The sequence below is a fragment of the Pseudomonas sp. TAA207 genome (genome assembly GCF_001529285.1).
GTDB lineage: Bacteria > Pseudomonadota > Gammaproteobacteria > Pseudomonadales > Pseudomonadaceae > Aquipseudomonas > Aquipseudomonas weihenstephanensis.
Genome location: NZ_LLWJ01000071.1, coordinates 323,585 through 350,238, shown reverse-complemented (window position 1 = coordinate 350,238; position 26,654 = coordinate 323,585). Strand labels below are relative to the sequence as shown.

Annotated in this window: 21 protein-coding genes; 8 read left to right on the top strand and 13 right to left on the bottom strand. The window is 59.3% G+C overall.

What is annotated here, in order from left to right; translation table 11 throughout:
- Nucleotides 1-106 precede the first annotated feature (106 nt).
- The gene (locus AP059_RS19745; RefSeq protein ID WP_059765180.1) at nt 107-889 is read right to left on the bottom strand and encodes a TatD family hydrolase; all 783 of its coding nucleotides are present in this window, start codon (nt 887-889) and stop codon (nt 107-109) included.
- Between the two features lie 2 nt (nt 890-891).
- Nucleotides 892-1,887, bottom strand: coding sequence for a catabolite repressor/activator (gene cra / locus AP059_RS19740; RefSeq protein ID WP_048401339.1), 996 nt, complete (start codon nt 1,885-1,887; stop codon nt 892-894).
- 341 nt (nt 1,888-2,228) lie between these two features.
- Between cra and ptsP the strand changes: the two genes are divergently transcribed.
- The 4 genes from ptsP to AP059_RS22365 all read left to right on the top strand — a co-directional run bounded on the left by ptsP (nt 2,229) and on the right by AP059_RS22365 (nt 8,360).
- Complete coding sequence (gene ptsP / locus AP059_RS19735) at nt 2,229-5,090, top strand: phosphoenolpyruvate--protein phosphotransferase (protein ID WP_059765178.1); 2,862 nt, start codon at nt 2,229-2,231, stop codon at nt 5,088-5,090.
- A complete protein-coding gene (gene pfkB, locus AP059_RS19730; RefSeq protein ID WP_059765176.1) occupies nt 5,090-6,031 on the top strand; it encodes a 1-phosphofructokinase in 942 nt (313 codons plus the stop codon). The genes ptsP and pfkB overlap by 1 nt, the downstream gene beginning before the upstream one ends.
- 11 nt (nt 6,032-6,042) lie before the next feature.
- A complete protein-coding gene (locus tag AP059_RS19725) occupies nt 6,043-7,779 on the top strand; it encodes a PTS fructose-like transporter subunit IIB (RefSeq protein WP_059765173.1) in 1,737 nt (578 codons plus the stop codon).
- Between the two features lie 176 nt (nt 7,780-7,955).
- Nucleotides 7,956-8,360, top strand: a complete 405-nt coding sequence (locus tag AP059_RS22365; protein ID WP_131811537.1) for a hypothetical protein — start codon at nt 7,956-7,958, stop codon at nt 8,358-8,360.
- 48 nt (nt 8,361-8,408) lie between these two features.
- On the opposite strand, the gene AP059_RS19720 is transcribed toward AP059_RS22365, so the two are convergent.
- The gene (locus AP059_RS19720) at nt 8,409-10,943 is read right to left on the bottom strand and encodes a PepSY domain-containing protein (protein ID WP_059765171.1); all 2,535 of its coding nucleotides are present in this window, start codon (nt 10,941-10,943) and stop codon (nt 8,409-8,411) included.
- A 137-nt stretch (nt 10,944-11,080) separates the two neighbouring features.
- The gene (locus tag AP059_RS19715) at nt 11,081-13,405 is read right to left on the bottom strand and encodes a TonB-dependent receptor (protein ID WP_059765169.1); all 2,325 of its coding nucleotides are present in this window, start codon (nt 13,403-13,405) and stop codon (nt 11,081-11,083) included.
- 216 nt (nt 13,406-13,621) lie between these two features.
- On the opposite strand from AP059_RS19715, the gene AP059_RS19710 reads away from it, so the two are divergent.
- The gene (locus AP059_RS19710; protein ID WP_059765166.1) at nt 13,622-14,302 is read left to right on the top strand and encodes a Fe2+-dependent dioxygenase; all 681 of its coding nucleotides are present in this window, start codon (nt 13,622-13,624) and stop codon (nt 14,300-14,302) included.
- Between the two features lie 3 nt (nt 14,303-14,305).
- On the top strand, nt 14,306-15,028 hold the full coding sequence (locus AP059_RS19705; protein ID WP_059765164.1) for a tetratricopeptide repeat protein: 723 nt from the start codon (nt 14,306-14,308) through the stop codon (nt 15,026-15,028).
- 94 nt (nt 15,029-15,122) lie between these two features.
- Here the strand turns inward: AP059_RS19705 and AP059_RS19700 are convergent, their stop codons facing one another.
- The 5 genes from AP059_RS19700 to AP059_RS19680 all read right to left on the bottom strand — a co-directional run bounded on the left by AP059_RS19700 (nt 15,123) and on the right by AP059_RS19680 (nt 20,155).
- Nucleotides 15,123-16,286 carry a type III PLP-dependent enzyme gene (locus AP059_RS19700; RefSeq protein ID WP_059765163.1) on the bottom strand — a complete coding sequence of 388 codons (1,164 nt, stop codon included), beginning with the start codon at nt 16,284-16,286 and terminating at the stop codon, nt 15,123-15,125.
- A gap of 380 nt (nt 16,287-16,666) precedes the next feature.
- Entirely contained in the window at nt 16,667-17,824 is a 1,158-nt protein-coding gene (locus tag AP059_RS19695; protein ID WP_059765161.1) for an osmoprotectant ABC transporter ATP-binding protein OsmV, read from the bottom strand.
- Entirely contained in the window at nt 17,821-18,474 is a 654-nt protein-coding gene (locus AP059_RS19690) for an ABC transporter permease (RefSeq protein WP_048362506.1), read from the bottom strand. Before AP059_RS19690 ends, AP059_RS19695 begins: the two co-directional genes overlap by 4 nt.
- A gap of 9 nt (nt 18,475-18,483) precedes the next feature.
- On the bottom strand, nt 18,484-19,377 hold the full coding sequence (locus AP059_RS19685; RefSeq protein WP_059765159.1) for a glycine betaine ABC transporter substrate-binding protein: 894 nt from the start codon (nt 19,375-19,377) through the stop codon (nt 18,484-18,486).
- A gap of 25 nt (nt 19,378-19,402) precedes the next feature.
- Entirely contained in the window at nt 19,403-20,155 is a 753-nt protein-coding gene (locus tag AP059_RS19680) for an ABC transporter permease (protein ID WP_173426994.1), read from the bottom strand.
- A 305-nt stretch (nt 20,156-20,460) separates the two neighbouring features.
- Here AP059_RS19680 and AP059_RS19675 point away from each other — a divergent pair, with 305 nt between their 5' ends.
- Nucleotides 20,461-22,044, top strand: coding sequence for a peptide chain release factor 3 (locus tag AP059_RS19675; protein WP_048362509.1), 1,584 nt, complete (start codon nt 20,461-20,463; stop codon nt 22,042-22,044).
- 228 nt (nt 22,045-22,272) lie between these two features.
- Complete coding sequence (locus AP059_RS19670) at nt 22,273-22,599, top strand: hypothetical protein (protein WP_048362510.1); 327 nt, start codon at nt 22,273-22,275, stop codon at nt 22,597-22,599.
- Between the two features lie 130 nt (nt 22,600-22,729).
- On the opposite strand, the gene AP059_RS19665 is transcribed toward AP059_RS19670, so the two are convergent.
- From AP059_RS19665 to AP059_RS19650, 4 genes are read right to left on the bottom strand one after another with little or no spacing between them, the layout of a single operon-like run.
- Nucleotides 22,730-23,704: a peptide ABC transporter ATP-binding protein gene (locus tag AP059_RS19665; protein ID WP_059765157.1), complete on the bottom strand. Its 975-nt coding sequence runs from the start codon at nt 23,702-23,704 to the stop codon at nt 22,730-22,732.
- Nucleotides 23,704-24,672, bottom strand: a complete 969-nt coding sequence (locus AP059_RS19660) for an ABC transporter ATP-binding protein (RefSeq protein ID WP_059765155.1) — start codon at nt 24,670-24,672, stop codon at nt 23,704-23,706. Before AP059_RS19660 ends, AP059_RS19665 begins: the two co-directional genes overlap by 1 nt.
- 10 nt (nt 24,673-24,682) lie before the next feature.
- Nucleotides 24,683-25,597 (bottom strand): ABC transporter permease subunit, encoded by a 915-nt coding sequence (locus tag AP059_RS19655; protein WP_048362513.1) that lies wholly within the window; start codon nt 25,595-25,597, stop codon nt 24,683-24,685.
- Nucleotides 25,598-25,607: 10 nt separating this feature from the next.
- Nucleotides 25,608-26,618 (bottom strand): ABC transporter permease subunit, encoded by a 1,011-nt coding sequence (locus AP059_RS19650; RefSeq protein ID WP_048362514.1) that lies wholly within the window; start codon nt 26,616-26,618, stop codon nt 25,608-25,610.
- Nucleotides 26,619-26,654: the final 36 nt, after the last annotated feature.

Below are 26,654 nucleotides of genomic sequence, written 5' to 3'. Positions count from 1 at the left end.
CTTCGGCAACTGCTACATGACCCGCGATCATTACCCTGTAGTCGCTGACGAGTAATGCGAGGCTGCGTCCGGGCGCGTAGCGGTCGTAATTGCGGTCTTTAACGGCTTATCGTGCCCAGTTAAACAGCGCGCACGCATTGGCCGTGGTGGCGTCGGCCAATTGCTCGGGGCTGATGTTCAGCACCTCGGCCAGTGCCTGGCAAATGTTGGGCAGATGCACCGGGCTGTTGCGCTGGTGGGGGAACATGGCTGGCGCCATGTCGGGCGCGTCGGTTTCGAGCACGAGGGCCTCCAGCGGCAAATCAGTCAGCACTTTGCGCAAGCGTAACGCTTGCGGCCAGGTCGCGGCACCGCCCACGCCCAGCTTGAAACCCAGCTTGAGGTATTCGCGCGCTTCCTCGCGGCTGCCCGCAAACGCATGAATGATCCCGCCGCGCTTTAGCTTGAAACGCTTGAGTGTGGCAATCACCTGCGCATGGCTGCGGCGCACGTGCAGCAGCGCTGGCAGATTAAAGTCTGCGGCCAACTGCAACTGACCTTCAAACAAGCGCTGTTGAGCGTCGCGGTCCAGTTGCGGGAGAAAGTAATCGAGGCCGATTTCACCCACCGCACACAGCTGCGCATGCCCGTCCAGCCGGGTCAGCCATGCCCTCAGCTCAGTGAGGTGCTCAGGGCGATGCTCATTCAGATACACCGGGTGCAAGCCAAACGCGGCATACAAATGAGGGTCGGTTTGTACCAGATCCCACACCCGTTGCCAGTGACGCTGATCGACCCCCAGCACCACCATGCGCTCCACCCCCAATGCCCGACTGCGCGCCAGCAACGGCGTACGGTCGGCGTCAAAGTCGGGGAAGTCGAGGTGGGTGTGGGTGTCGATCAGTTGCATGCTTAAACCTGATCAATACGCTGTTTGAAGTTACGTGCAATGGCGTGGATGCCGGGTGCGTAACGTTGCTCTTCAATGGCGGCCAGAGCGAGATTGAGTGCCGTTTCGGCGATCAACTGATGCTGTTGGCCCATGGCATTCACCGGCAAGGGCAAGAAGTCCAGCAACTGCGTGTCGCCGAAGGTGGCGAGACGCGTAGGTGCTTTGTGCTCCGGGTGATCGAGCAAGGCATCAAACATCCCTTGCAGCAGCACGTAAGAGGTTGTGACCAGCGCTTCAGGAAAATGCCCCAGGCGCGCCAGCAAATCATCAATCATGCGTCGCCCGCATTCGCGGCTGAACGCGGTGCCATGCTCAATCAGTACGTCGCCTTCAAAACCTTCCAGCGCCTGCTTGAACCCCGCCGCCCGTGCCTGACTCACGCTCAGTTCCGGGCGCGCGCCGATCAGGGCGATTTGCCGTGGCATGGGCTTTAACACACTACGGGTCAGCTGCAGGCTGGCTTCACAGTCATCACTGATCACCGAGCAAAACCGTTCGGGCTGCATCGTGCGGTCAATCGCGATAATGGGCATGCCCAAGTCTTGCAGTTGACGGTAACTGTCGTCTTCTGCTGGCAGGCAACTGGCCACAAACAAGGCGTCGCATCGTCGGGCGCGGAACAGCTTGAGCAGTTGGCGTTCGCTGTCGGGAGCGTCGTCGGAGCTGGCGATCAGCAATTGATAGCCACGGGCGCGGGCACCTTGTTCGAGTTGCTTGGCAATGCGCGCGTAACTGGGGTTTTCAAGGTCGGGCAGGATAAAACCCAGCGTGCGGGTATGCCGGCTGCGCAAACCTGCGGCTTGCGGGTTAGGGGTGAAACCATGCGCCTCGACCACCGCGCGTACGCGCTCCACCGTCGTGCTGCTGATGCGTTGCTGTTCAGCTTTGCCATTGATGACATAGCTGGCGGTGGTCACGGAAACACCTGCCAGTTGAGCGATATCGCTGAGCTTCACGCCGATAATTCCTTATTTTTTGTAGTACATGTCGACATTCTGGCCAATCCTACCCGATAAAGGCAGCCGACCATCGTCTGCCTTATCGCTACTGTATTTTTTTGCAGCCTCGTCCACATGACGCTGATCAATGCGACAGGTTGGGCTTCAAGCGCGAGCGATTATGCAGTAACGTGCCGCACATTCATGATTAAACGTTTCAGCAGGCGTGTTTTGTAGCCGTAAGCCCCTGTATGGATGTGCTTGCCACACATCGGGTGACCTATTGAGGGGCGGGCGGCCTAAGCTGATTAAATTCAAAACAATACCGGGTGCCACGGAGCGCCGGATAAGGAGAACGCATGCTTGAGCTCACCATAGAGCAGATATCCATGGGCCAATCGGCTGTGGATAAGTCTGCTGCGTTGCAATTACTCGCCGATAAGCTGGTCGCCGACGGATTGGTGGCCGAGGGCTATCTGGACGGTTTGCGAGCGCGTGAGGCTCAAGGTTCGACTTTTCTGGGCCAGGGCATTGCCATCCCTCATGGCACCCCCGACACCCGCGACCTGGTGTTCACCACCGGTGTGCGTTTGTTGCAGTTCCCCGAAGGGGTGGACTGGGGCGATGGGCAAATGGTCTATCTGGCGATTGGCATTGCCGCCAAGTCCGATGAACACCTGCGTTTATTGCAACTGTTGACCCGTGCCTTGGGTGAAACCGATCTGGGCGAAGCCCTGCGTCGCGCCAGTTCTGCTGAAGCCTTGCTCAAACTGTTGCAAGGCGCACCGCAAGAGCTGGCGCTTGATGCGCAAATGATTGGCCTGGGTGTGTCGGCAGACGACTTTGAAGAGTTGGTGTGGCGCGGTGCCCGTTTATTGCGCCAGGCCGATTGCGTAAGCAATGGCTTTGCCGCCGTATTGCAACAAGTTGAAGCGCTGCCGCTGGGCGATGGCCTGTGGTGGTTGCACAGCGAGCAAACGGTCAAGCGTCCGGGGTTGGCGTTCGTCACGCCCGATAAACCGATCCGCTACCTGGGCAAACCGCTCAGTGGCCTATTCTGCCTGGCCAGTCTGGGTGAAGCGCATCAGGCACTGCTCGAACGCTTGTGCGCCTTGCTGATTGAGGGGCGCGGTCACGAACTGGGCAGTGCCACCAGTCGGCGTGCCGTGCTTGAAGTGTTGGGCGGCGAACTGCCCGCTGACTGGCCAAGTGCGCGCATCACCTTGGCCAACGCCCACGGGCTGCATGCGCGCCCGGCAAAAATCCTTGCGCAGCTGGCCAAGCGGTTTGACGGTGACATTCGCGTCAGCATCGTCGGCGGCCATGAGTCGCCAGTATCGGCCAAGAGCCTGAGCAAACTGCTGAGTCTGGGCGCTCGGCGTGGGCAAGTGCTCGAGTTTGTGGCCGAACCGAGCGTGGCCGACGACGCGTTACCGGCGATTTTAGCGGCGATTGAAGAGGGTCTGGGCGAAGACGTTGAACCGTTGCCTGCGGTCAGCGAAGCGGCCCCGGCCGTTGCCGATATTGCGCAAGTCATCAGCGCCCCGGCGGCTGGCAGCGTCATTCACGCCATCGCGGCAGCGCCCGGCATCGCCGTGGGGCCAGCGCATATCCAGGTGTTACAAACCTTCGACTACCCGCTGCGCGGCGAGTCATCAGTGGTGGAGCGCGAGCGCTTGCACAACGCATTGGCTCAGGTGCGACAGGACATTGAAGGTCTGATTCAACGCAGCCCGTCCAAAGCCATTCGCGAAATCTTTATTACCCATCAGGAAATGCTCGACGATCCCGAGCTGAGCGATGAAGTCGACAACCGTTTGAAGCAAGGCGAAAGCGCAGAAGCGGCGTGGATGTCGGTGATCGAAGCCGCAGCGCGTCAACAGGAGTCGTTGCAGGATGCGTTGCTGGCCGAGCGTGCCGCCGATTTGCGCGACATCGGCCGCCGTGTGCTGGCCCAACTGTGTGGCATCGAAACGCCAGTCGAACCCGAGCAGCCTTATGTGCTGGTGATGGATGAGGTCGGTCCCTCTGATGTGGCGCGCCTTGATCCAGCCCGGGTCGCGGGTATTTTGACCGCCCGCGGCGGCGCCACGGCCCACAGCGCCATTGTCGCCCGAGCCTTGGGCATCCCGGCGCTGGTCGGTGCGGGGGACGCGGTGCTGTTGCTCGCGCCAGGCACCCAGCTACTGATAGATGGCCAGCGTGGCCGCCTGCACGTTGCCCCGGACGCCGACGCGTTACAGCGCGCCACGCAAGAGCGTGACAGCCGTGAACAACGCTTGCAGGCCGCCAGCGCATTGCGTCACGCGCCTGCGGTGACCCGCGACGGGCATGCGGTCGAAGTGTTTGCCAACATCGGCGAGAGCAAGGGCGTGGCCAATGCTGTCGAGCAGGGCGCCGAGGGCATCGGTTTGCTGCGCACCGAACTGATTTTCATGGCCCATTCCCAAGCGCCGGATGAAGCCACGCAAGAGGCCGAATATCGCCGCGTGCTCGACGGTCTCGACGGTCGCCCTTTGGTGGTGCGCACTCTGGACGTGGGCGGTGACAAGCCGCTGCCGTACTGGCCGATTGATAAAGAAGAAAACCCGTTTTTGGGCGTGCGCGGTATCCGCCTCACGCTGCAACGCCCGCAGGTGATGGAAGGACAGTTGCGCGCCTTGCTGCGTTCGGCAGACAACCGCCCGCTGCGCATCATGTTCCCCATGGTCGGCAGCGTCGCGGAATGGCGTGCAGCGCGGGACATGACCGAACGTCTGCGCCAGGAAATCCCCGTGGCCGACTTGCAGCTGGGGATCATGATCGAGGTGCCTTCGGCCGCGTTGCTGGCCCCGGTGCTGGCCAAAGAGGTGGATTTTTTCAGCGTCGGCACCAACGACCTAACGCAATACACCCTGGCCATCGACCGTGGTCACCCGACCCTGTCGGCGCAGGCCGATGGCTTGCACCCGGCGGTGTTGCAACTGATCGACATCACGGTGCGTGCGGCCCATGCCCACGGCAAATGGGTGGGGGTGTGTGGCGAGTTGGCGGCAGACCCGCTGGCCGTTCCCGTGCTGGTGGGGTTGGGCGTGGATGAATTGAGCGTCTCGGCCCGCAGCATCCCGGAAGTCAAAGCGCGGGTGCGAGAGTTGAGCATGGATCGCCTTAAAACCCTGGCCGCCGACGCGTTAAGCGTGGGCAGCCCGGATGAAGTTCGTGCATTGGTGGAAGCGCTCTAATGGCCAAGATTCTGACCCTTACGCTGAACCCGGCGCTGGATTTGACCGTGCGTGTGGCGCAGTTGCAGCCCGGCGAAGTCAACCGCAGCCAGGCCCTGTTGACCCACGCGGCGGGCAAGGGCATCAACGTCGCGCAAGTGCTGGCCGATCTTGGCCACAAGCTGACCGTCAGCGGCTTTCTCGGCGAGGATAATCAACAGCCTTTCAACGCCCTGTTTGCCCGACGTGGGTTTGTCGACGCCTTTATTCGGGTGCCGGGTGAAATCCGCAGCAACATCAAACTGGCCGAAGACGATGGTCGCGTCACTGACGTGAACGGCCCAGGCCCGCTGGTCAGTGAATTCGCCCAGCAAGCGCTGATCGACAAAATCGACCAGATCGCTGCCAGTCATGACGCGGTGGTGGTGGCGGGCAGTTTGCCGCGAGGTGTCAGTGCGCAGTGGTTGCATCACTTGCTGCTGCGGCTCAAGGCGATGGGCTTGAAAGTGATTCTGGACACCAGCGGCGAAGCCTTGAAACAAGGCTTGAGCGCAGGGCCGTGGCTGATCAAACCCAACACCGAAGAACTCAGCGATGCCCTGGGCTGTGACATCAGCAGCCTTGAATCCCAAGTGGCCGCCGCTTCGCGTTTGCAAGCGCAAGGCGTTGAGCATGTGGTGATTTCCCAGGGGGCTGACGGTGTGAACTGGTTTAGCCACGGTCAGGCACTTCAGGCCTTGCCACCCAAGGTCAGCGTCGCCAGCACCGTGGGCGCAGGTGACTCGCTGTTGGCGGGCATGCTGCATGGCCTGCTCAGCGGGCATACCCCGGAGCAGACCGTGCGCACTGCCACGGCGATTGCGGCCATGGCGGTCACCCAGATTGGTTTTGGTATCAGCGATGCGGCGCACTTGGCGACGCTCGAAAGCGGCGTGCGCGTGCGCTCCCTGACAGAAGAATAAGAGGCAAGGACATGAAATTAGCCATTGTGACGGGCTGCCCCAACGGCATGGTGACCAGCGTGCTGTGTGCCCGGTTGCTTGACGCAGCTGCGCAACGTCAAGGTTGGAGCACCAGCGTTGAAGTGCATGACCCCAAGCACCCTGAGCGTCAATTATCGGCAGCGGTGATCGACGAAGCCGAGTGGGTACTGGTGGTGAGCAGTACGCCGCTGGACATGCAGCGCTTTATCGGTAAACGCGTGTTTCAAAGCACCCCGGCCCAGGCCTTGCAAGATGTAGAGGGGGTATTGCGCCGGGGCGTGGAACAAGCTCAGGTGTACGCCGCTGCTGACGCGGTGGTCGAGGCTGCGGCGCCTGCCCGCGCGCCCAAAATTGTCGCGGTCACGGCGTGTCCAACGGGCGTGGCGCATACCTTCATGGCCGCCGAAGCCTTGCAACAAATGGCCAAGCGCCTGGGCTATGACTTGCAAGTCGAAACCCAGGGTTCGGTGGGCGCACGCAACCCGCTGAGCGCCCAGGCCATCAGCGAGGCTGACGTGGTGTTGCTGGCGGCGGACATTGAAGTGCCGACCGAGCGTTTTGCCGGCAAGAAAATTTACCGTTGTGGCACCGGTATCGCGCTCAAGCAATCGCAAGCCACGCTGAAAAAAGCCCTCAGCGAGGGGCAGCAAGAATCGGCTGCCACGGGGGCTTCGGGCACGGTCAAATCGGAGAAGACAGGTGTGTATAAGCACCTGCTGACTGGCGTGTCGTTCATGTTGCCAATGGTGGTGGCGGGTGGGCTGCTGATCGCGTTGTCATTCGTGTTTGGCATCACGGCGTATAAAGAGCCAGGCACTTTGGCGGCGGCGTTGATGCAGATCGGCGGTGATGCGGCGTTCAAACTGATGGTGCCGTTGCTCGCGGGATACATCGCCTACTCGATTGCTGACCGTCCGGGCCTTGCGCCGGGGATGATTGGCGGCCTGCTGGCCAGCACCTTGGGGGCGGGGTTTATTGGCGGGATCATTGCCGGTTTTATCGCCGGTTATTGCGCCAAGGCGATCAACCGTTATGCGCGGTTGCCGCAAAGTCTTGAGGCATTAAAACCGATCCTGATCATCCCGCTGTTCGCCAGCCTGTTTACGGGCTTGGTGATGATCTACGTGGTGGGTAAACCGGTGGCGGGCATGCTTGAAGGGCTGACCCACTTTCTGGACAGCATGGGCACCACCAACGCTATTTTGTTGGGCGTGCTGCTGGGCGCGATGATGTGCGTCGACTTGGGCGGGCCGATCAACAAAGCGGCGTATGCGTTTTCAGTGGGGCTGTTGGCGTCGCAAAGTTATGCACCGATGGCGGCGACCATGGCCGCGGGCATGGTGCCGCCGATTGGTTTGGGTATTGCCACATTGATCGCCCGGCGTAAATTTGCGCAAACCGAGCGGGAGGCGGGCAAAGCGGCGCTGGTACTGGGTTTGTGCTTTATCTCTGAAGGCGCGATTCCGTTTGCAGCCAAAGACCCGTTGCGAGTGATCCCGGCCAGTGTGGTGGGCGGTGCATTGACCGGTGCGTTGTCGATGTACTTCGGCTGCAAATTAATGGCGCCGCACGGCGGGTTGTTTGTGATGTTGATCCCCAATGCAATTAACCATGCGTTGTTGTACTTACTGGCCATTGTGGCGGGCAGTGTGCTGACGGCGGTGGTGTATGCCGTGATTAAACGTCCAGAACCGGTGGATATCGCACTGGAGGCGGCGAAGGCTTGAACGTGGTGTGGTCGCCGGATTAATTATTCGGCGGCACTTTTTGTAACTGAAAGTTAATTAAAGTGAGTGGCTGGCGCAGATACTTTCTATGACAATTGTTCCCTCTGTTCACTGATTAATTCCCTACTCTAATAAAGCGCAAACATCAGCGCTTTTCTTGTATTAAGGGATTAATCATGAGTATTGGTTTGTATAGAAGTCGTATTAGAAAAATTGTTTTTAATTATATGTTGGGTGCCCTGGTTGTTCTGTTTGGCGCTGCTGGACCGGCTTTTGGGGCCGCGCTGTGCGGTGGTGGTCCGGTTTTTTTGGGGGGGATGACATGTGACATGCTGCCTATAGGGGGTGGGTCGGCTTTATGTCTATTTGTCGGGTATGACAAAAACTCCAATGGTCGAGTCGAAGGCGGGAGTTCGGATACTTGCATTTTTATTGATGCGGGTAATAAGCAGCATCCTAACTACAGTTGTCAAAAAGCCTGTAATTACACCCATGACTGCTCTAAGCCTCAGTGTTTTTCTTCAGACAATGTAGGACAAGTAGTTAAAAAGATTTGGACGGAGAGTAGCGCTCTAAACTAAATTGCCCCGAAAGACTGCCTTGAACTCGTTCAAGGCAGTCTTTGTGTATCAATAAACGTCCCGACGATAACGCCCTTGTTCAATCAGGTGCTCCAGTGCCTCGGCACCCAGTATGTCGATCAACGCCTGATCCACACCCGCTGCCATGCCTTGCAAGCTGCCGCAGATATAAATAGCTGCGCCCTGCGCCAACCAGCGCCGCACTTCATCCGCCGATTCGCGCAGGCGGTCTTGCACATACACTTTGTGCGCTTGATCACGCGAAAAGGCCAAGTCCAGACGCGCCAGATCCCCGTTGGCCAGCCACCCTTGCAACTCTTCGCGGCAATAGAAATCATAGGCAGCGTTACGCTCGCCGAAGAACAGCCAGTTGTCCTGTATCCCTTCGCTAATCCGTGCCTTTAACAGACTGCGCAACCCGGCCAGTCCGGTGCCATTGCCCAGCAAAATCAGGGGGCACGATTGCGCGGGCAAGTGGAAGCCACTGTTGCGCCGCAGTCGCAAATTGATGCTTGAACCCACGGGTGCATGTTCGGTCAGCCAGCCCGAGCCAATGCCCAGGCTGCCATCGGCATGCCGCTCTTGGCGCACGATCAATTGCAGCACTGCGTCTTCAGGAATCGACGCAATGGAGTATTCGCGCATGTTCAAGGGGATGAGCGCATCGACCAATGCCTGGGCGTGCATGCCCACCAAATGCCCACGGTTCTCGGGCAGTTGGCGACTGGCGAGTGCTTGTGCCAGGGTTTCACGCAGCCCGTCGAGTTGCACCATGCTGTGTGGCTCAAGGCCCAAGCCGTCGAGAAAGTGCTCTACCGCCCAGGCGCATTGGCGCGGCAGGACTTCGACCAAATCACCCGCCTGCCACGTGTGGCTGTTGTCGGGTGTGCTAAGCCCCAGCAGGTACGCGCTGGAACCGAGGCTGCCGGGGTTGAGCCGATCTCGCTGTTCCAGCGTCCAGTTGCTGTAACGCGGGGCCTGCCATGGCGTGCTGGGCGCGCCACCGGTGAGCTGGCTCAGTTGCTGCTGCCATTGTTGCAGTGCCGAGGTATCGCCGTTGTCGACGTGCACCGGGTTGAACAAAGACTGTGCGCCACGCTCGCTTAGCCACTGTTCTATACGGGTGGCAAAACCGCAGAAGTCGGGGTATTGGCGATCTCCCAAGGCCAGCACACCATAAGTGAGGCCATTCAAGGCCAAAGGTTGGCCCACAACCTTGCGTTCAAACCCGCGGGCGCTGTCCGGCGCTTCCCCGTCGCCAAAAGTGCTGACAACAAACAGCGCGTTGCTGGCGTTTTGCACGTCATCTACAGTCAGCGCGGACAGCGGCTGCACCCGTACAGGCAAGCCGGATGCCTGCAATTGCCCGGCGGTTTGCCAGGCCAGTTGCTCGGCAAAGCCGCTCTGGCTGGCGAAGCCGATCAACCATGAAGGCGCATCGCTGCGCAGCTCTGCAAAACCCTGACGCGCCTGTTTGACGTGACGCTTTTTGCGACGACGGTCCAGGTACAGTAACCAGCCGGTAATAAAGAACAGCGGCATGGTCAGGCTGGCGACGGTGACCAGAATGCGGCCGGTCAGGCCCCAGTAACTGCCCACGTGCAGGGCGTAAATGCTGGTCAGCAACTGCGCTTTGTAGCTTTTGTCATCGTAGCGCTCATGTTTTTTGATCACGCCGGTCGCGGGGTCGAGCACGATCTGGTTGAAGGCCCGCTCATGGGGTGAGTCTGTGCGCAGGTAGAAAACCGTCGCGGGCTGGCCTGCCGCTGGCGGCATGCGCACGTTGTACAGGCTCAGCTCGGGGCCTGCGGCTTTTTGGATGCTGGCCCAGATCGCAGCGTAATCGGCGATGGGCGCGGGGCCCGCCGGGCCGGGTTGGCCGCGACCGCCTTTGCGTTGCTCACCGTGGGGCGCATCTGAAAACAGCCGTTGCAGGCCTTTGTTGTACCACTCGTAGGACCATGACAGGCCGGTGAGTGCCGCCAGCAGGTAAAAGATCAGGCACCAGGTGCCCGCCACTGCGTGCAAATCCCAGTTGAAACTGCGGCCTTTTTTCGCCCAGTCCAGTGTGAGCCACGCACGCCAGTTCAGCGCCTGACGCGGCCAGCGCAGGTACAAGCCCGAGAGGCAGAAGAAAATCAGCATCAAGGTGCACGCGCCGGTGATCTGGCGACCGGTTTGGCCGATGGCCAGAAAACGGTGCAATTGCAGCATCAGGCCGAAGAAATCCTGGCCTGTGGCATCGCCTTGATAGGCGCCGGTGTAGGGGTCGACATAGCGCAGTTGGCCACGCCGCTCGCCCGGTGGCGGGGTGAAAAACACGCGGGCGGCACTGTCGCTGTCAACGCCCACCCACAGCATCGACACTTGCTTGCCTTCGCGGGCTTCGACTCTGCGTACCAGTTCGGCGGGCGGCAATACGCCGCTGTCGAGCTTTTGGACCTTGAGTACCGAGGGGTTGAGCAGGTTCAGCAGCTCGTCCTGAAACGACACGGTCGCACCGGTGATGCCCATCAGGGCCAGCACTAGGCCGGCGGTTATCCCGAAAAACCAGTGCAACTGAAACAGTGTTTTCTTGAACACAACGGCCGCCTTGCTTGCTCAATTGAATGCGTGTTTTACGCCACAGGCCTGACGTCATCAACGTCAAGCCCTGAGGCTTTCACACAAAAGCCCCGGCCATTGGATGGGCGGGGCTTTGTGTGGCTAACGTGTGTTTCTTAGAAGTGGAAGCTGGTGGTCAACAAGGCGGTACGGCCTGCGGCCTGGCTGGCGAAGTGCGCAGCGTAGGCTTTGTCGTAGTACGTCTTGTCGGTCAGGTTTTGCACGTTCAGTTGCAGGTCGACGTTTTTGGTCAGCTTGTAACTGGCCATTGCGTCGTAGCGGGTGTAAGAGGGGACGTACACCGTGTTTGCGGTGTCGCCGTAGACCTCGTCTACATAGAACGCGCCGCCACCGACGGTCAGCTTGGGTGTTACGTCATACGTGGTCCACAGGCTGAAGCTGTTTTTCGGCGTGTTAGGCATTTCGTTGCCTTTGTCCGACAGCGCGCCGGTATTGATGCTGCCATTACGGTTGGCTTTCTTGCCCGGATCAACCAGCTCGCTTTTCAGGTAGCTGTAGCCTGCAAACACTTGCCATTTGTCAGTGATCTTACCGCTGGCCGACAGTTCCAGACCGTCTACGCGGGACTCGCCAGCGTTTTCGTAGGTGAACGAGTCAGTCAGCACGCGGGTGTTTTTCTTCTCGGTGCGGAACACTGCTGCGGTCAACGACAGACGATCCTGGAACACATCCCACTTGGTGCCCAGTTCGTAGTTAACCGTCTCTTCGGGTTTCAGGTCACTGGTGATGGTGCTACCCGGTGCAACCAGTGCGTTACCTTCTGCACCTTCACCCACAATGCCGCCGGGGGGTGTTGCCGAGGTGGCGTAGGACAGGTAAACGCTGCCGTTATCCAGTGGCTTCCAGACCAGCCCGGTTTGCCAGTTGAAGAAGTGGCTGTCGTTCTCGGCTTTGCTGCGCCCTGTGGCTGAGTTGGTGTTGGCGGTAGTGCTGAAGGCGTCGTAACGCAGACCTGCGTTCAGCAGCCATTTTGGATCAAGCTCAATGGTGTCGAAGACGTAAGCCGCTTTGGTCACGCCAACGGTGTTAGTGCCGTAGTAGTTGCGCGAATCGGAACCACCCCACACATCGTTCGGATTTGGGTTATCAAGCGAAGTACATACCCCACCGCTGGTGCCCACCATGCCCGGTGTGCAGCCGTTCGGTTTCGGGTTGCCTTGAAGCTGGCCATTTGGGCCGTAAATGCTGTAGCTGCTGGCGCGGGTTTCTTCACGCGTGAACTCAACACCTGTGGAATAAGTGTTCTTGAAGCCCATCACCTGGAAGTTACCAAACAGGTCTGTCTGGTTGGTGGTGGTTTCAGTCGTCGATACGCGGGAGTTCGCGCGGCGCCATACCGTGCCGTATTGGTTGACGTTGTGCTGGCTGTCATCCGGCTGGGTCAAAATGTAGTCCTGACCGGTGTTGCCGTGGCGAAAGGTGTTCTTCAGGGTCATCGCATCGCTCAAGTCATGCTCGAACGAAACGGTGCTGATATCGACACGGGTCTTGCGGAAGTCACGGTCTTTGAGGCCGTAGAAGTTGTTGCTGTTGCCGCCATCGTCGGGTTTGTCATGTCCGTGAGCCGCTGTTTTCGAGCTGTTGCTGTAGCCGTATGGAATCCCCGAGTCCGGCAAGTCGTTGCTTTCCAGATGGTAGTAGCTGAGGTTCAGGCGGTTTTCAGTGCCCAGGCCGAAGGTCAGCGACGGTGCTACGCCCCAACGGTCGTAGTTGATCGAATCGCGACCGGCTACGTTTTGCTCGTGGCTCATCAGGTTCAAACGAAACGCTGCGGTGTCCAGGAACTGGCGGTTTACATCAAGGGTGTAACGGCGGGTCTGGTCGGAACCGTAAGTGAAGCCGCCATTGAGGAAGTCGCCCATTTTTGGGGTCTTGCTCACCATGTTTACGCTGCCGCCAGCCGATCCACGGCCTCCCATTGAGGAGTTCGGGCCTTTGCTGACTTCGATCGACTCAACGTCAAAGATCTCGCGGGTCTGACCACCGGCATCACGTACGCCGTCCAGGTACATGTCGCCCTGGGCATCAAACCCGCGAATGAATGGACGGTCGCCTTGCGGGTTGCCGCCTTCGCCTGCGCCGAATGTCACACCCGGAACGGTGCGCAAGGCGTCTTGCAGCGATGTGGCGGCCGTGTCTTGCAGCACTTGCGCCGGGATCACGGTGATGGAACGCGGGGTGTCCACCAGCGGGGCGGTGTATTTCTGCGAGCTGCCTTTTTCGGTCTGATACGACTGTGCTTGCTGCTCACCCGTCACCGTGGTCGCGCCCAGGGAAATACTGTTGCTCTGTGTTTTGCTTTCGGTGCTTTCAGCCGCCTGTGCCATGTGTGCAGCAGAGGTTGCGGTGATTGCTACACCGATGGCCGAAGCCAGTAAGCGCGGTGAGCTGACAGGTATTTTTATTGGTTGGCGCGACATGTGAAGATCCCTTCCCCCAGAATTTGAGCCGCGAAATATAGTGCAAACAATTCCTTGTATCAATTGAGAGCAATTACTATTAGCGCGAAATTTACATTCTTTACAGTTTTGCTTTACGGTTTTTTCACACTCGTTCGTCTCTAGGTCCGATCAGGGTTTTACACGATCAATAAGAATCAATACCATTGCCATCCCTTTGCTATCAGGTACTGCGCCATGCTGCTGCATATTCCCGGCTTGTTCTCCCGTGAAGAAGTACTGCGCATACGCGAGGCGCTGGCGCAGGCCGATTGGGCTGACGGCAAAATCACCGCCGGGTTTCAGTCGGCCAAAGCCAAACACAACCTGCAATTGCCCGAAGGCCATCCGCTGGCCAAAGAAATCGGCGCCGCCATGATTGATCGGCTGTGGCAGAACCCGCAGTTCATGTCCGCTGCGTTGCCGCACAAAGTGTTTCCGCCGTTGCTCAATTGCTACACGGCGGGCGGCAGTTTCGACTTTCATATCGACAATGCCGTGCGCCAGCCCAAGGGCAACCCGGAACGGGTGCGCACCGACCTGTCGGCGACGCTGTTCTTCAGTGACCCCGATGATTACGACGGCGGCGAACTGGTGATTCAGGACACTTACGGCGTGCGTCAGGTGAAGCTCCCGGCGGGCGATATGGTGCTGTACCCCGGCACGAGCCTGCACAAGGTCAACGCGGTCACGCGCGGGACGCGCTTTGCGTCGTTCTTCTGGACCCAGAGCCTGGTGCGCGAAGACAGTCAGCGCACCCTGCTGTATGAAATGGACGGCGCGATTCAGCAACTGACCCGTGACGTGCCCGACCACCCCTCACTGATCCAGCTCACCGGCACTTACCACAACCTGCTGCGCCGCTGGGTTGAGGTGTAAGTCATGCCTTTCCAATTGCGCCGCGAAGAAGTGCTCGATGGCGAGCAGTTGCGCGCCATGCTCACTGAAAACCCGGCTCGCGCGGCGCAGGCGATTCTGATCGCCGCCAAACAAGGCATCGTCGATGGCCAAGCCTTGTTGGGCCAGATCTTGCTCGACGGGCAAGGGATTGAGCGCGACGCGGTGCTGGCCAAACGCTGGTTTCAAATTGCCGCCAACGGCGGTCACCTGATGGCGCGCAACATGCTGGGTCGTTGCTGGGAACTGGGTTGGGGCGGGCCGGTTGATTGGGCGTTGGCCAGCCTTGAATACCGCCAGGCGGCCGAAGCCGGGCTGGACTGGGCGATGTACAACTACGCCAATTTGCTGGCCACCGGGCGCGGGGTGATCGAGAACCAGCCCGCCGCGCTGGCGCTCTACCGGCAGGCGGCAGAGCGGGGGCATGCCAAGTCGATGAACCTGGTGGGGCGGTATCTGGAGGGCGGACAGTTTTGTGCCCAGGATCTGGATGCGGCGCGGCACTGGTACAAATGCTCGGCCCAAGGTGGGGGTTTTCGCGGGCAGTTCAGTCATGCGTCGGTGCTGGCCGAGGCTGGCCAGATAGACGAAGCGCTGGTGTGGTTCGAGCGAGCGTTGGCGGGCGGTAATAGCAAGTTTCTTGCCGTGGCGCATCAGACCCTGGCCAGCGCGCCCGATCCCAGAATCCGTGCGTTGGCGCAGCCTTAGGCGTTTTGAGCGTGAACGCACCCTGTGCCATTGAGCACAGAGCGCAGGTATAAAAAAACCCATGACGTGTCATGGGTTTTTCAAGCGTTGAGGCTTACAGGTAGTACGACTTCAGCGGCGGGAAGCCATTGAATTCAACAGCGCTGTAGCTGGTGGTGTAAGCACCGGTCGACAACCAGTACAGCCGGTCACCAATGGCCAGGTTCAACGGCAGGCCGTATTTGTAGTTCTCGTACATGATGTCGGCGCTGTCGCACGTTGGCCCGGCGATCACGACTTCTTCCATTTCGCCTTTCTTCTCAGTCCAGATCGGAAACTTGATGGCTTCGTCCATGGTTTCGATCAGGCCCGAAAATTTACCGACATCGGTGTACACCCAACGCTCGACGGCGGTGCGCGATTTGCGTGCCACCAGCACCACTTCGCTGACCAGAATGCCCGCGTTGGCGATCAGCGAACGACCCGGCTCCAGAATGATTTCTGGCAGGTCGTCGCCGAAGTCTTCTTTGAGGAAGCGAATGATTTCTTCGGCGTAGGTTTCCAGGCTGTTGGTGCGGGTGATGTAGTTGGCCGGGAAGCCACCGCCCATGTTGATCAGCTTGAGCACGATGCCGTCTTCTTCTTTCAGGCGCTCGAAGATCACTTTGACCTTGGCAATGGCAGCGTCCCACACGCTGATGTCGCGCTGTTGCGACCCCACGTGGAACGAAATGCCGTAGGGCACCAGGCCCAGGTCACGGGCCAGAATCAGCAAGTCCATGGCCATGTCGGTCTGGCAGCCAAACTTGCGTGACAAAGGCCAGTCAGCCGTGGTCGAGCCTTCGGTCAGGATGCGCACATACACCTTTGAACCGGGGGCGGCTTTGGCAATGTTGCGCAAGTCGGCTTCGGAGTCGGTGGAGAACAGGCGCACGCCTTTGTCGTAGAAGTAACGAATGTCTTTAGATTTTTTGATCGTGTTGCCGTAGCTGATGCGCTCGGGGCCGACGCCTTGGGCTATGACTTTGTCCAGCTCGTAGATCGACGCGATGTCGAAGTTCGAACCCTTGTCGCGCAGCAAATCAATGATTTCGACGGCCGGGTTGGCCTTGACGGCGTAGTACACCTTGGCGAAATCAAAGCCGGCCCGCAGATCGTCATAGGCTTTGCTGATCATCGCGGTGTCGATCACCACGAACGGGGTTTCCTGGGTGTCAGCGAACGCCTTCATTTTTTGGAAGGTTTCGCGCGCGTAATAGTCTTCGACCTGAATCGACATGCTGTGGGACTCCTAGTGGCAAACGTCATCAATCAATGGGTGCAACTGAACATCCTCCGTATCCCCACTTTGGTTCGCCTACTTCCCAAGGCATGTCCGCCGAAAGCAAAAAAGGTAAATGAACCTTGCTGTCTCGTCGTCAGTACTTGAGCCGGATGGATCGTTTCCAGCATGGATGTTCGGCGCGAACTGTAGGGGGTGATTGCGCATTGAGCAACAACAAATGTCGCGTTTATGTACGCGTTCGTCGCGGGTTCAATGACAGCTATTTAACTAACCGACATTGATGACGTAGGGATGTTCCATCAACAGGCATTTGAGGCGGGATATCAGCTGTAGGCGCGAGCGTGCTCGCCCCTACAGTGATCAGGCTATGGCGCTTAAGCCAGTGCGGTTTCGGCGGGTGACACGATGCTGGTTTTAGCCCCGCGTGAACGGCCCGAACTCAGGTACGCCGCAATGGATTCCTGGGTCACTTCACCCTGGAACACACAGTCGGCGTCCATCACCGGCAACCACGAGCGGTTGAATTCGTACATGCGCGACAGCAGGATGCGCAGGTGTTCTTCGGAGGCCGCCGTCGCGGTGAACTGGCGCAGGTATTGGCCGCAGGTGCCGGTCTGGCGATGCAGGTCGCGACGACGCACATAACCCAGTGCTTTGTTGTCGGCACAGGTGACCACGACGTACCGACGGTCGAGTTCGTCCATCAGCTCCAGTGCTTCGCCCACGGGCGTCTCAGGGCTGACCGATGGCGCGTTGTCGGCCGCGTCTTCGGCCTTGACCAGCAGCAGGCGTTTAAGCGTGCTGTCCTGACCCACGAAGTTGCTGACAAATTCGTCGGCCGGGTGGGCCAGCAAGGTGTCCGGGTGGTCCATCTGCAACAGTTTGCCGCCGCGGAAGATGGCAATTTTGTCGCCCAGCTTGATCGCTTCGTCGATGTCGTGGCTGACCATGATCACGGTCTTGTTCAGCGCCCGTTGCATCTCGAAGAACTCGTTCTGGATCATCTCGCGGTTGATCGGGTCAACCGCACCGAACGGTTCGTCCATCAGCAGCAGCGGGGCATCCGCCGCCAAGGCGCGGATCACGCCGATACGCTGCTGCTGGCCGCCCGACAATTCACGCGGGTAGCGATGCAGGTATTGCTTGGGTTCGAGCTTGATCATGCTCATCAGCTCGCGTGCCCGTTCGTGGCACTTTTGCTTGTCCCAGCCCAGCAGGCGCGGGACCACGGTGATGTTCTCTTCGATGGTCATGTTGGGAAACAGACCGATCTGCTGGATCACGTAGCCGATGTTGCGGCGCAAGGTCACCGGGTCGAGGTCGGTGGTGTCTTCGCCGTTGATCAAAATCTTGCCCGAGGTGGGCTTGATCAGGCGGTTGATCATTTTCAGTGTGGTGCTCTTGCCGCAACCCGAAGGCCCGAGGAACACGCAGATTTCGCCTTCGTTGACGGTCAGGTTTACCGAGTCCACGGCTTTGACGTCTTTGCCGTTGCTTTGGAAGGTTTTGCTGAGGTTTTGAAGTTCGATCATTTGAGCAGTCCTTTTGGAGTCAGCGAGCGTTGCAGCCATTGCAAAAGCAGGTCGGCGATGATGGCCAGTACACTGACCAATACCGCGCCGACAATGAGCATCGACATGTCGCTACGGCTGATTGCAGCAAGAATAAGTACACCCAGGCCACCGGCACCGATGGTGGCAGCGATGGTCATGACACCAATGTTCATGACCACGGCGGTGCGTACACCGGCCAGAATCACGGGCACCGCGATCGGCAGTTCAACCATGCGCAGGCGCTGGCCGAAGGTCATGCCGATGCCACGGGCGGCTTCACGAATACCCGGTTCCACACCCGTCAGGGCGAGGAAGGTGTTGCGCATGATGGGCAACAGCGAATACAGGAACACGGCGGTGATGGCCGGCATCGGCCCAAGGCCCTGGCCAAACTTGGAGTAGAACGGCAGCAGCAGGCCAAACAGGGCAATGGAGGGGATGGTCAGCAGCACGGTGGCGCTGGCTTGCAGTGGTCCGGCCAGTGTCGGGAAGCGCGTCATCAGCACCCCCAATGGCACACCGACAACAATGGCCAAGGTCACGGCGATGCCGACCAAGGTGATGTGCTGCCAGGTCAGATGCAGTACGAGCGACCAATCCATGTGGGAAAAGGCGTTTAAAAATTCCATGTCTTCTCCTCAGTTCAGTGGATGTTGGCGCAGAAACGCTGCGGCGACTTTGGACGGGCTTTCGTGATCGACGTCGACCTTGGCGTTGAGCTGGCGCATGGTTTCGTCGTCAAACAGATCCGCCAGCGGCTTGAGCAGCCCTTCCAGGTCCGGGTGCGCGTCGAGGTAGGCTTTGCTCACCACCGGCGCTGCGGTGTAGTCGGGGAAGTAATGCAGGTCGTCGTCCAGCAACTTGAGGTTGAAGGCGCTCAACCGGCCGTCGGTGGTGTAGACCAGACCGGCAAACACCTGGCCGTTTTTCAGCGCGGTGTAGACCAGGCCCGCGTCCATCTGACGGATGTTGCGGCGGGTCAGGTCCATGTCGTACAGCTTGACCATGCCCAGCAAACCGTCAGAGCGGTTGGCGAACTCGGTGTCCAGCGCCACCAGTGCCTCTTTGTTTTGCGGCTCACGCAGGGCCTTGTTCAGGTCGCTGACGGTGTTGATCTGCGGGAAGGCTTCGGCCACTTTTTGCGGCAGGGCCAAGGCGTAGGTGTTGCTGAACTTGGAAGGGTGCAGCCAGATCAGGCCTTTTTTGGCGTCGAGTTCTTTAACGCGGTCGTAGGATTGCTGGCTGTCGAGTTTGTCGGTGATGTGGTTGTAGGCCACCAGCGACACGCCGGTGTATTCCCACACCATGTCCAGTTGCCCGGACTCATGCGCCGAGCGCGCCAGGCTGCTGCCCAGACCGCCCGTCACTTGGGCGTTGTAGCCTTTGCTGTTGAGGTATTGCGAGGTGATTTCAGCGAGCAGGGTTTGCTCGGTGAACACTCGCGCCCCGATGCGAATCAACGGTTTTTCTGCGGCTTGGACCATTCCTGCGAACAGCAGGATGCAGCCTAAAAACAAGCTTATTTTTTTCATGGTTTTTCCTTAGCTCAGCCAGACCTTAAGCAGGTCGCAGGCCGCGTTCCAACCAAAGGCGGCTGATGAGTATCACCAGGCCGTCGAGCAGCAGTGCCAGCAGCGCAGTGCAGGCGGCGCCGAGGATCAGTTGCGGTTGGTTGTTCAAGGCAATGCCAGGGAAAATCAGGCTGCCCAGGCTGTTGGCGCCGATCAGGAACGCCAAGGGCGCGGTGCCGACGTTGATCGCCAGCGCGACCCGGATGCCACCCATGATGATGGGCACGGCATTGGGCAGTTCGACCCGCCATAGCACTTGGCGCGGGGTCATGCCGATGCCGACGGCGGCTTCTTTGAGTGAACCCTGTACGTTTTTCAGGCCTTCATAGGTGTTGCGCACAATGGGCAGCAACGAGGCGAGAAACAGGGCGAAGATGGCGGGACCGCTACCGATCCCTAAAAAGCCCAGCGCAATGGCCAAAACGGCCAGCGGTGGCACGGTGTTACCAATGTTGAAGACTTGCATGAAGCGTTCCGCACGTCCGGCCATTGAAGGTCGGCTGAGGAAAATGCCAGCGGGTATCCCTACGAGGAGGGCGGCGAGCATTGAAGCGAGTACGAGGTACAGATGGGCTTGCAGGTAGAACAACAAATCATCTTGATAGTGTTCGATAGTGCTGATGCCGATCCAATGGACCAACAGGGCCAGGAGGGCGACAACTGCCACGCATCCTATAAGCCCTTTTCCATAGCGATTAGCCACAGGCGGACTCCTTTTTATTTCAGTCGGCGGACACATTCTCGTGTGGCAAGGCCATTCCTGGCTGCCGACAATGGGTTCGCGAAGAGCAACAGGCGGGGGCAGAGTAAACGCCGGCATCGCCTGTCATTAGCGCAGCCTCGTCAGGCTAACTTGCTGATATTTCAGCCCCTGACGCGATGTCGTATCAGGAGAGTGGACGCCTCCACCGTTTAAAAGGTTCACATTATTTACGGCATATTGCCACCCTTGTGATCACATCCAGGGTACCAACGGTGGCTGTTGATGCCTGATTTGAGCTATAATCCGCGCCCTTTTTTGAATCAATCGTCAGGCGATTTCCCATGACCAACCAGGCCGCCGAAGTCGCGAAACGCCGCACTTTCGCCATCATTTCCCACCCCGATGCGGGTAAGACCACCATCACCGAGAAACTCTTGCTGATGGGCAAGGCCATTGCTGTGGCCGGTACGGTGAAATCGCGAAAGTCCGACCGCCATGCCACCTCCGACTGGATGGAAATGGAGAAGCAACGGGGTATTTCGATTACCACGTCGGTCATGCAGTTCCCGTATCGCGACCACATGATCAACCTGCTCGATACCCCGGGCCACGAAGACTTCTCGGAAGACACCTACCGCACGTTGACCGCTGTCGACTCGGCGCTGATGGTGCTCGATGGCGGTAAAGGGGTTGAGCCGCGCACCATCGCCCTGATGGACGTATGCCGCCTGCGTGACACGCCGATTGTCAGTTTCATCAACAAACTGGACCGCGACATTCGCGACCCTATCGAGCTGTTGGATGAGATCGAAGCCGTACTGAAAATCAAAGCTGCGCCGATCACCTGGCCGATTGGCTGCTACCGCGATTTCAAAGGCGTGTACCACCTGGCAGACGACTACATCATCGTTTACACCGCCGGTCACGGCCACGAGCGCACCGAAGTCAAAATCATCGAGAAACTCGATTCTGACGAAGCCCGCGCCCACTTGGGTGATGAGTACCAGCGCTTTGTCGATCAGCTGGAACTGGTTCAAGGCGCGTGCCATGAGTTCAACCAGCAAGAATTCCTCGATGGCCAACTGACACCGGTGTTCTTCGGTACGGCGTTGGGCAACTTCGGTGTCGATCACGTACTCGACGCTGTGGTCAATTGGGCCCCTGAGCCGCTGCCGCGTGTGGCCAACGAACGCACAGTGGAGCCGACCGAAGAGAAATTCAGCGGCTTCGTGTTCAAGATCCAGGCAAACATGGACCCTAAACACCGTGACCGCATCGCCTTTATGCGTATTTGCTCGGGCAAGTACGAAAAGGGCATGAAAATGCGCCACGTACGGACCGGCAAAGACATCCGCATTGGCGATGCGCTGACGTTCTTCTCTTCTGAGCGTGAACAGCTCGAAGAAGCCTACGCGGGCGACATCATCGGCCTGCATAACCACGGCACCATTCAGATCGGCGACACCTTCACCGAAGGCGAAGTGCTGGGCTTTACCGGCATCCCGCACTTTGCGCCGGAACTGTTCCGTCGTGTGCGTCTGCGCGACCCGCTCAAATCCAAGCAACTGCGTCAGGGCTTGCAGCAACTGGCCGAAGAGGGCGCCACGCAGGTGTTCTTCCCGGAGCGCAGCAACGACATCATCTTGGGTGCCGTCGGTGTGCTGCAATTCGACGTGGTGGCCAGCCGTCTGAAAGGCGAATACAAAGTGGAATGCTCCTACGAGCCGATCACCGTGTACTCGGCGCGCTGGATCGAGTGCAGCGATAAGAAGAAGCTGGAAGAGTTCCAGATCAAAGCGGTCGAAAACCTCGCGATTGATGGTGGTGGTCACCTGACGTACCTGGCGCCGACCCGCGTCAACCTGGCGCTGATGGAAGAGCGCTGGCCTGATGTGAAGTTCCGCGCAACGCGTGAGCACCACTAAGGCCTGCGAGCCTGTTTGAAAAAAGCGAAGCCTTTGGGTTTTGCTGATCTATCAAGGGACATGTCACTGCAATCGGTAGGCGCAAGTTTGCGCCTACCGATTGCAGTCGCCTTGAGCCGATCAGCATGATCCGGGGGGCTTCGCTTTTTTTATGGACGCTCGCTTGGCGAAGGCGAGGAAGACGGACTAGCGTTACAGGACGTTTCTCACCCTAGGATGGAATTCCCCATGAAGCTTTATCAACGCGCTGTGTTGTTGCTCAAAGTGCTGGTGTTTATAACGATCAGCAGTTCGCCAGCCTGGGCGAGCAATCCACTGACCCATCCGGCTGCTGGCGTTTCAGCGAACGGTGTTGCAGGCCCTACATTGCACGCCATCTTTAAATCGGAGTCTGAACCTGGAGACCAGGGTCAGGGCGGCAGCTCCGGGGATGATGATCAGGTTGATGGTGATGACGACTCGGCCGACAGCGCCACGAATGACGGAGACGGCAAGACCGATCGTCAGGACGACGACAGTGTCGATCACGGCAAAGCCAGCGAAGGTCAGTACTGAGCCGAATAACCAACGGTTGGCGCAGACAACTCACACGAGGCACTCGGCGGCCATGCCGTCGAAACCAGGAACCCGAACGCCGCAGGCTGCGTGCTTGATCGCAACCTGCGGCAGCGCCTACGAAAGACGCTTAGCTCTGTAGGAATTGTTCGGCGTGATGGCACGCCACTTGGCGGTTATCCAGCAGCCGTAACGGCGGTTCATGGGTGCTGCAAAAGTCGGTCGCATACGGGCAGCGCTTGTGGAAGGCGCAACCCGAGGGCGGGTTCAAAGGGTTGGGCAGTTCACCCACAATTTTGATTTTCGGCTTCAGCGGGTCCGGGTGGATGGTCGGGGTCGCGGACAGCAGCGCCTGGGTGTAAGGGTGCAGGGGGCGGGTGTAGATTTCTTCTTTTGGCCCCATCTCCACCGGACGACCGAGGTACATCACCAAAACCGTGTCCGCTACGTGCCGCACCACCGCCAGGTTGTGCGAGATGAACACGTAAGCGGTATTGAACTCCTGCTGCAAGTCCATAAACAGGTTGAGCACTTGGGCCTGAATCGACACGTCGAGGGCGGAAGTCGGCTCGTCGGCCACCAGCACTTTGGGTTGCAGCATCATGGCGCGCGCCAGGGCGATACGCTGGCGCTGGCCACCCGAAAACATGTGCGGGTAGCGCTGGTAGTGCTCAGGGCGCAACCCCACTTGCTTCATCATGGCCTGCACTTTTTCCCGGCGCTCGCTGGCGCTGAGTCGGGTATTGATCAGCAGCGGCTCGGCCAGTTGATCACCGACTTTCTGGCGTGGGTTCAACGAGGCGTAAGGGCTTTGAAACACCATCTGCACGTCTTTGCGCAGTTGCTTGCGCTCGGCCTTGTTGGCGCCTGCCACCTCTTGACCGGCGATTTTCAGCGAGCCGGAGGACGGCTCTTCAATCAGCGTCAGCGCGCGGGCGAGGGTGGACTTGCCGCACCCCGACTCGCCGACCACGGCCAGGGTTTTACCGGCTTCAAGTTCAAACGACACGCCATTGAGGGCACGCACCAGGGCGTGGCCTTTGAACATGCCACGGGACACTTCGTAATGGCGGGTTAGGTCACGGGCAGTAAGAACGACAGTCATTACGCCACCTCCTGATTCAAGGGGAAGAAGCAGCGCACCTGGCTGTGAGCTTTAGTCTCCAGCGCAGGGCGTTGTTGGCGGCATGTGTCTTGTACATACGGGCAGCGCGGCGACAGCAGGCAGCCTTGCGGGCGGTCGTAACGCCCCGGCACGATGCCGGGCAACGTCGCCAGGCGCGCCGCACCCATGCTGTGTTCCGGGATGGCTGCCAGCAAGGCTTCGCTGTACGGGTGCGCGGGCACATCAAACAGCCCCGGCACCTGACCGACTTCCACCGCTTGCCCGGCGTACATCACGCACACGCGCTGGGCGGTTTCGGCCACCACGGCCAAGTCGTGAGTGATCAGCACCAGGCCCATGTTTTGCTCGCGTTGCAGGTTGAGCAGCAAGTCCATGATCTGGGCTTGAATGGTTACATCGAGCGCGGTGGTCGGTTCGTCTGCGATCAGCAGTTTTGGCTCGCCGGCAATGGCCATTGCGATGGCCACGCGTTGGCTCATGCCACCGGACAGTTGGTGCGGGTAGGCGTCCATGCGGCTGGCGGCGCCGGGTATTTCGACTTTTTCCAATAGCTCGATGGCGCGCTTGCGTGCGGCTTTGCCGGACATTTTCAGGTGTAGGCGCAGCACTTCTTCAATTTGAAAACCCACGGTGTAACTGGGGTTGAGCGCGGTCATCGGGTCTTGAAAGACCATCGCCATGTCTTTGCCGACGATTTTGCGGCGTTGACGGGCGCTGAGGCTCAGCATGTTTTGGCCGTCGAAGTTCAGCGCGTCGGCGGTGACGATGCCGGGGTGCTCGATCAGCCCCATCAGCGCCATCATGGTCACGGATTTGCCCGATCCCGACTCGCCAACGATGGCCAATACTTCGCCTTTATCCACCGACACACTCAAGCCGTCGACCACCGGCACCGCGTGGGCGTCGCCAAAACGGACGTTGAGATTCTTGATTTCTAACAGTGACATGGGAATCTCCTCAGGCGGCGTTCTTGAGTTTCGGATCCAGCGCATCGCGCAGGCCGTCGCCCATCAGGTTGATTGCCAGCACGCTGAGCAAAATGGTCAAACCGGGCAGGCTGACGACCCACCACGCACGTTCGATGTAGTCGCGGGCCGAGGCCAGCATCGTGCCCCACTCCGGCGTCGGCGGTTGTACGCCAAGGCCCAGGAAGCCCAGGGCTGCGGCGTCGAGGATCGCCGAGGAGAAACTCAACGTGGCCTGAACGATCAGCGGCGCCATGCAGTTGGGCAGCACGGTGATGAACATCAGGCGTGGCAAGCTGGCACCGGCCAGACGCGCAGCGGTCACGTAGTCGCGGTTCAGTTCGCCCATCACCGCCGCCCGGGTCAGGCGCACATAAGAGGGCAGAGAGACCACGGCAATCGCGATCACGGTGTTGATCAGGCCAGGGCCGAGGATGGCGACAATCGCCACCGCCAGCAGCAAGGAGGGCAGGGCCAGCATGATGTCCATCAAGCGCATGATGCCGGGGCCGAGAAAACGCGGGAAAAACCCGGCAAACAGGCCCAGGATCACGCCCGGAATCAGCGAGATCACCACCGATGACAAGCCGATCAGCAAGGACAGGCGCGAGCCTTCGATCAGTCGGGACAGCAGGTCACGCCCCAGTTCATCAGTGCCGAGCAAAAACTGCATCTGCCCGCCTTCAAGCCACGCCGGTGGCGTCAGCAGAAAGTCGCGGTATTGCTCGCTGGGGTTGTGCGGGGCAACCCAGGGCGCAAACAGCGCGCAGAACACGATGATGCTCATGAAAATCAGCCCGGCCACGGCGCCCTTGTTGCGTGAAAACGCGTGCCAGAATTCTTTGTAAGGCGAGGGATAAAGCAGGCTTTGATCCACCGCAGTTGCGGGTGTAGGTGTGGTAGTCATGGTCAGGATCTCAGCGCTGGTGGCGGATGCGTGGGTTGGCAAAGCCGTAGAGGATGTCCACCACGAAGTTGACCAGAATCACCAGGCAGGCGATTAACAGGATGCCGTTTTGCACCACGGGATAGTCGCGGGCGCCAATGGCTTCGATCAGCCATTTACCGATGCCGGGCCACGAGAAGATGGTTTCGGTCAGTACGGCGCCGGCCAGCAGGGTGCCGACTTGCAGGCCGACCACGGTCAGAACCGGGATCAGGGCATTGCGCAGGCCGTGCACAAACACCACGCGTGCGGGCGACAGGCCTTTGGCGCGGGCGGTGCGAATGTAATCTTCGCGCAGCACTTCGAGCATCGAAGAGCGGGTCATGCGCGCAATCACTGCCAGCGGGATGGTGCCGAGCACAATCGCAGGCAGGATCATGTGGTGCAGCGCGTCCCAGAAGGCTTCGGGTTCGTCGCTGAGCAGGGTGTCGATGAGCATGAAGCCGGTTTTGGGCTCGATGTCATACAGCAGGTCGATGCGCCCCGACACGGGGGTCCAGCCCAGGCTCACCGAGAAGAACATGATGAGAATCAAACCCCACCAGAAAATCGGCATGGAGTAACCCGCCAGGGAGATGCCCATCACCCCGTGGTCAAACAGTGAGCCTCGCTTCAAGGCGGCGATGACCCCGGCCAGCAGTCCGAGAATGCCGGCAAACAACAGGGCCGCCATCGACAGTTCCAGGGTGGCGGGGAACAGCGCAGAAAATTCGGTCCACACGCTTTCACGGGTTCTCAACGATTCGCCCAAATCGCCATGGGCGAGCTTGGTCACGTAGTCGAAATACTGTTCGTAGAGTGGCTTGTTCAGGCCCAAACGCTCCATGGCCTGTGCATGCATCTCTGGATCGACCCGACGTTCACCCATCATGACTTCGACCGGGTCGCCGGGGATCATGCGGATCAGGGCGAAGGTCAGCAAGGTGATGCCGAAGAACGTAGGGATCAACAGCCCTATTCGGCGGGCAATAAAACTAAACATCGTGTGGTGTACCTCATCAGCCGGTTAGGCAGGACC

What these genes read in the sequence shown, in the direction of transcription:
- AP059_RS19745 (WP_059765180.1), bottom strand. Translation starts at nt 889, where the DNA reads ATGCAACTGATCGACACCCACACCCACCTCGACTTCCCCGACTTTGAC.
- AP059_RS19700 (WP_059765163.1), bottom strand. Translation starts at nt 16,286, where the DNA reads ATGTCGATTCAGGTCGAAGACTATTACGCGCGCGAAACCTTCCAAAAA.
- AP059_RS19680 (WP_173426994.1), bottom strand. Translation starts at nt 20,155, where the DNA reads ATGTGTCCGCCGACTGAAATAAAAAGGAGTCCGCCTGTGGCTAATCGC.
- AP059_RS19690 (WP_048362506.1), bottom strand. Translation starts at nt 18,474, where the DNA reads ATGGAATTTTTAAACGCCTTTTCCCACATGGATTGGTCGCTCGTACTG.
- AP059_RS19710 (WP_059765166.1), top strand. Translation starts at nt 13,622, where the DNA reads ATGCTGCTGCATATTCCCGGCTTGTTCTCCCGTGAAGAAGTACTGCGC.
- ptsP (WP_059765178.1), top strand. Translation starts at nt 2,229, where the DNA reads ATGCTTGAGCTCACCATAGAGCAGATATCCATGGGCCAATCGGCTGTG.
- AP059_RS19715 (WP_059765169.1), bottom strand. Translation starts at nt 13,405, where the DNA reads ATGTCGCGCCAACCAATAAAAATACCTGTCAGCTCACCGCGCTTACTG.
- AP059_RS19685 (WP_059765159.1), bottom strand. Translation starts at nt 19,377, where the DNA reads ATGAAAAAAATAAGCTTGTTTTTAGGCTGCATCCTGCTGTTCGCAGGA.
- AP059_RS19675 (WP_048362509.1), top strand. Translation starts at nt 20,461, where the DNA reads ATGACCAACCAGGCCGCCGAAGTCGCGAAACGCCGCACTTTCGCCATC.
- AP059_RS19670 (WP_048362510.1), top strand. Translation starts at nt 22,273, where the DNA reads ATGAAGCTTTATCAACGCGCTGTGTTGTTGCTCAAAGTGCTGGTGTTT.
- AP059_RS19650 (WP_048362514.1), bottom strand. Translation starts at nt 26,618, where the DNA reads ATGTTTAGTTTTATTGCCCGCCGAATAGGGCTGTTGATCCCTACGTTC.
- AP059_RS22365 (WP_131811537.1), top strand. Translation starts at nt 7,956, where the DNA reads ATGAGTATTGGTTTGTATAGAAGTCGTATTAGAAAAATTGTTTTTAAT.
- pfkB (WP_059765176.1), top strand. Translation starts at nt 5,090, where the DNA reads ATGGCCAAGATTCTGACCCTTACGCTGAACCCGGCGCTGGATTTGACC.
- AP059_RS19695 (WP_059765161.1), bottom strand. Translation starts at nt 17,824, where the DNA reads ATGATCGAACTTCAAAACCTCAGCAAAACCTTCCAAAGCAACGGCAAA.
- AP059_RS19725 (WP_059765173.1), top strand. Translation starts at nt 6,043, where the DNA reads ATGAAATTAGCCATTGTGACGGGCTGCCCCAACGGCATGGTGACCAGC.
- AP059_RS19665 (WP_059765157.1), bottom strand. Translation starts at nt 23,704, where the DNA reads ATGACTGTCGTTCTTACTGCCCGTGACCTAACCCGCCATTACGAAGTG.
- AP059_RS19660 (WP_059765155.1), bottom strand. Translation starts at nt 24,672, where the DNA reads ATGTCACTGTTAGAAATCAAGAATCTCAACGTCCGTTTTGGCGACGCC.
- AP059_RS19705 (WP_059765164.1), top strand. Translation starts at nt 14,306, where the DNA reads ATGCCTTTCCAATTGCGCCGCGAAGAAGTGCTCGATGGCGAGCAGTTG.
- AP059_RS19655 (WP_048362513.1), bottom strand. Translation starts at nt 25,597, where the DNA reads ATGACTACCACACCTACACCCGCAACTGCGGTGGATCAAAGCCTGCTT.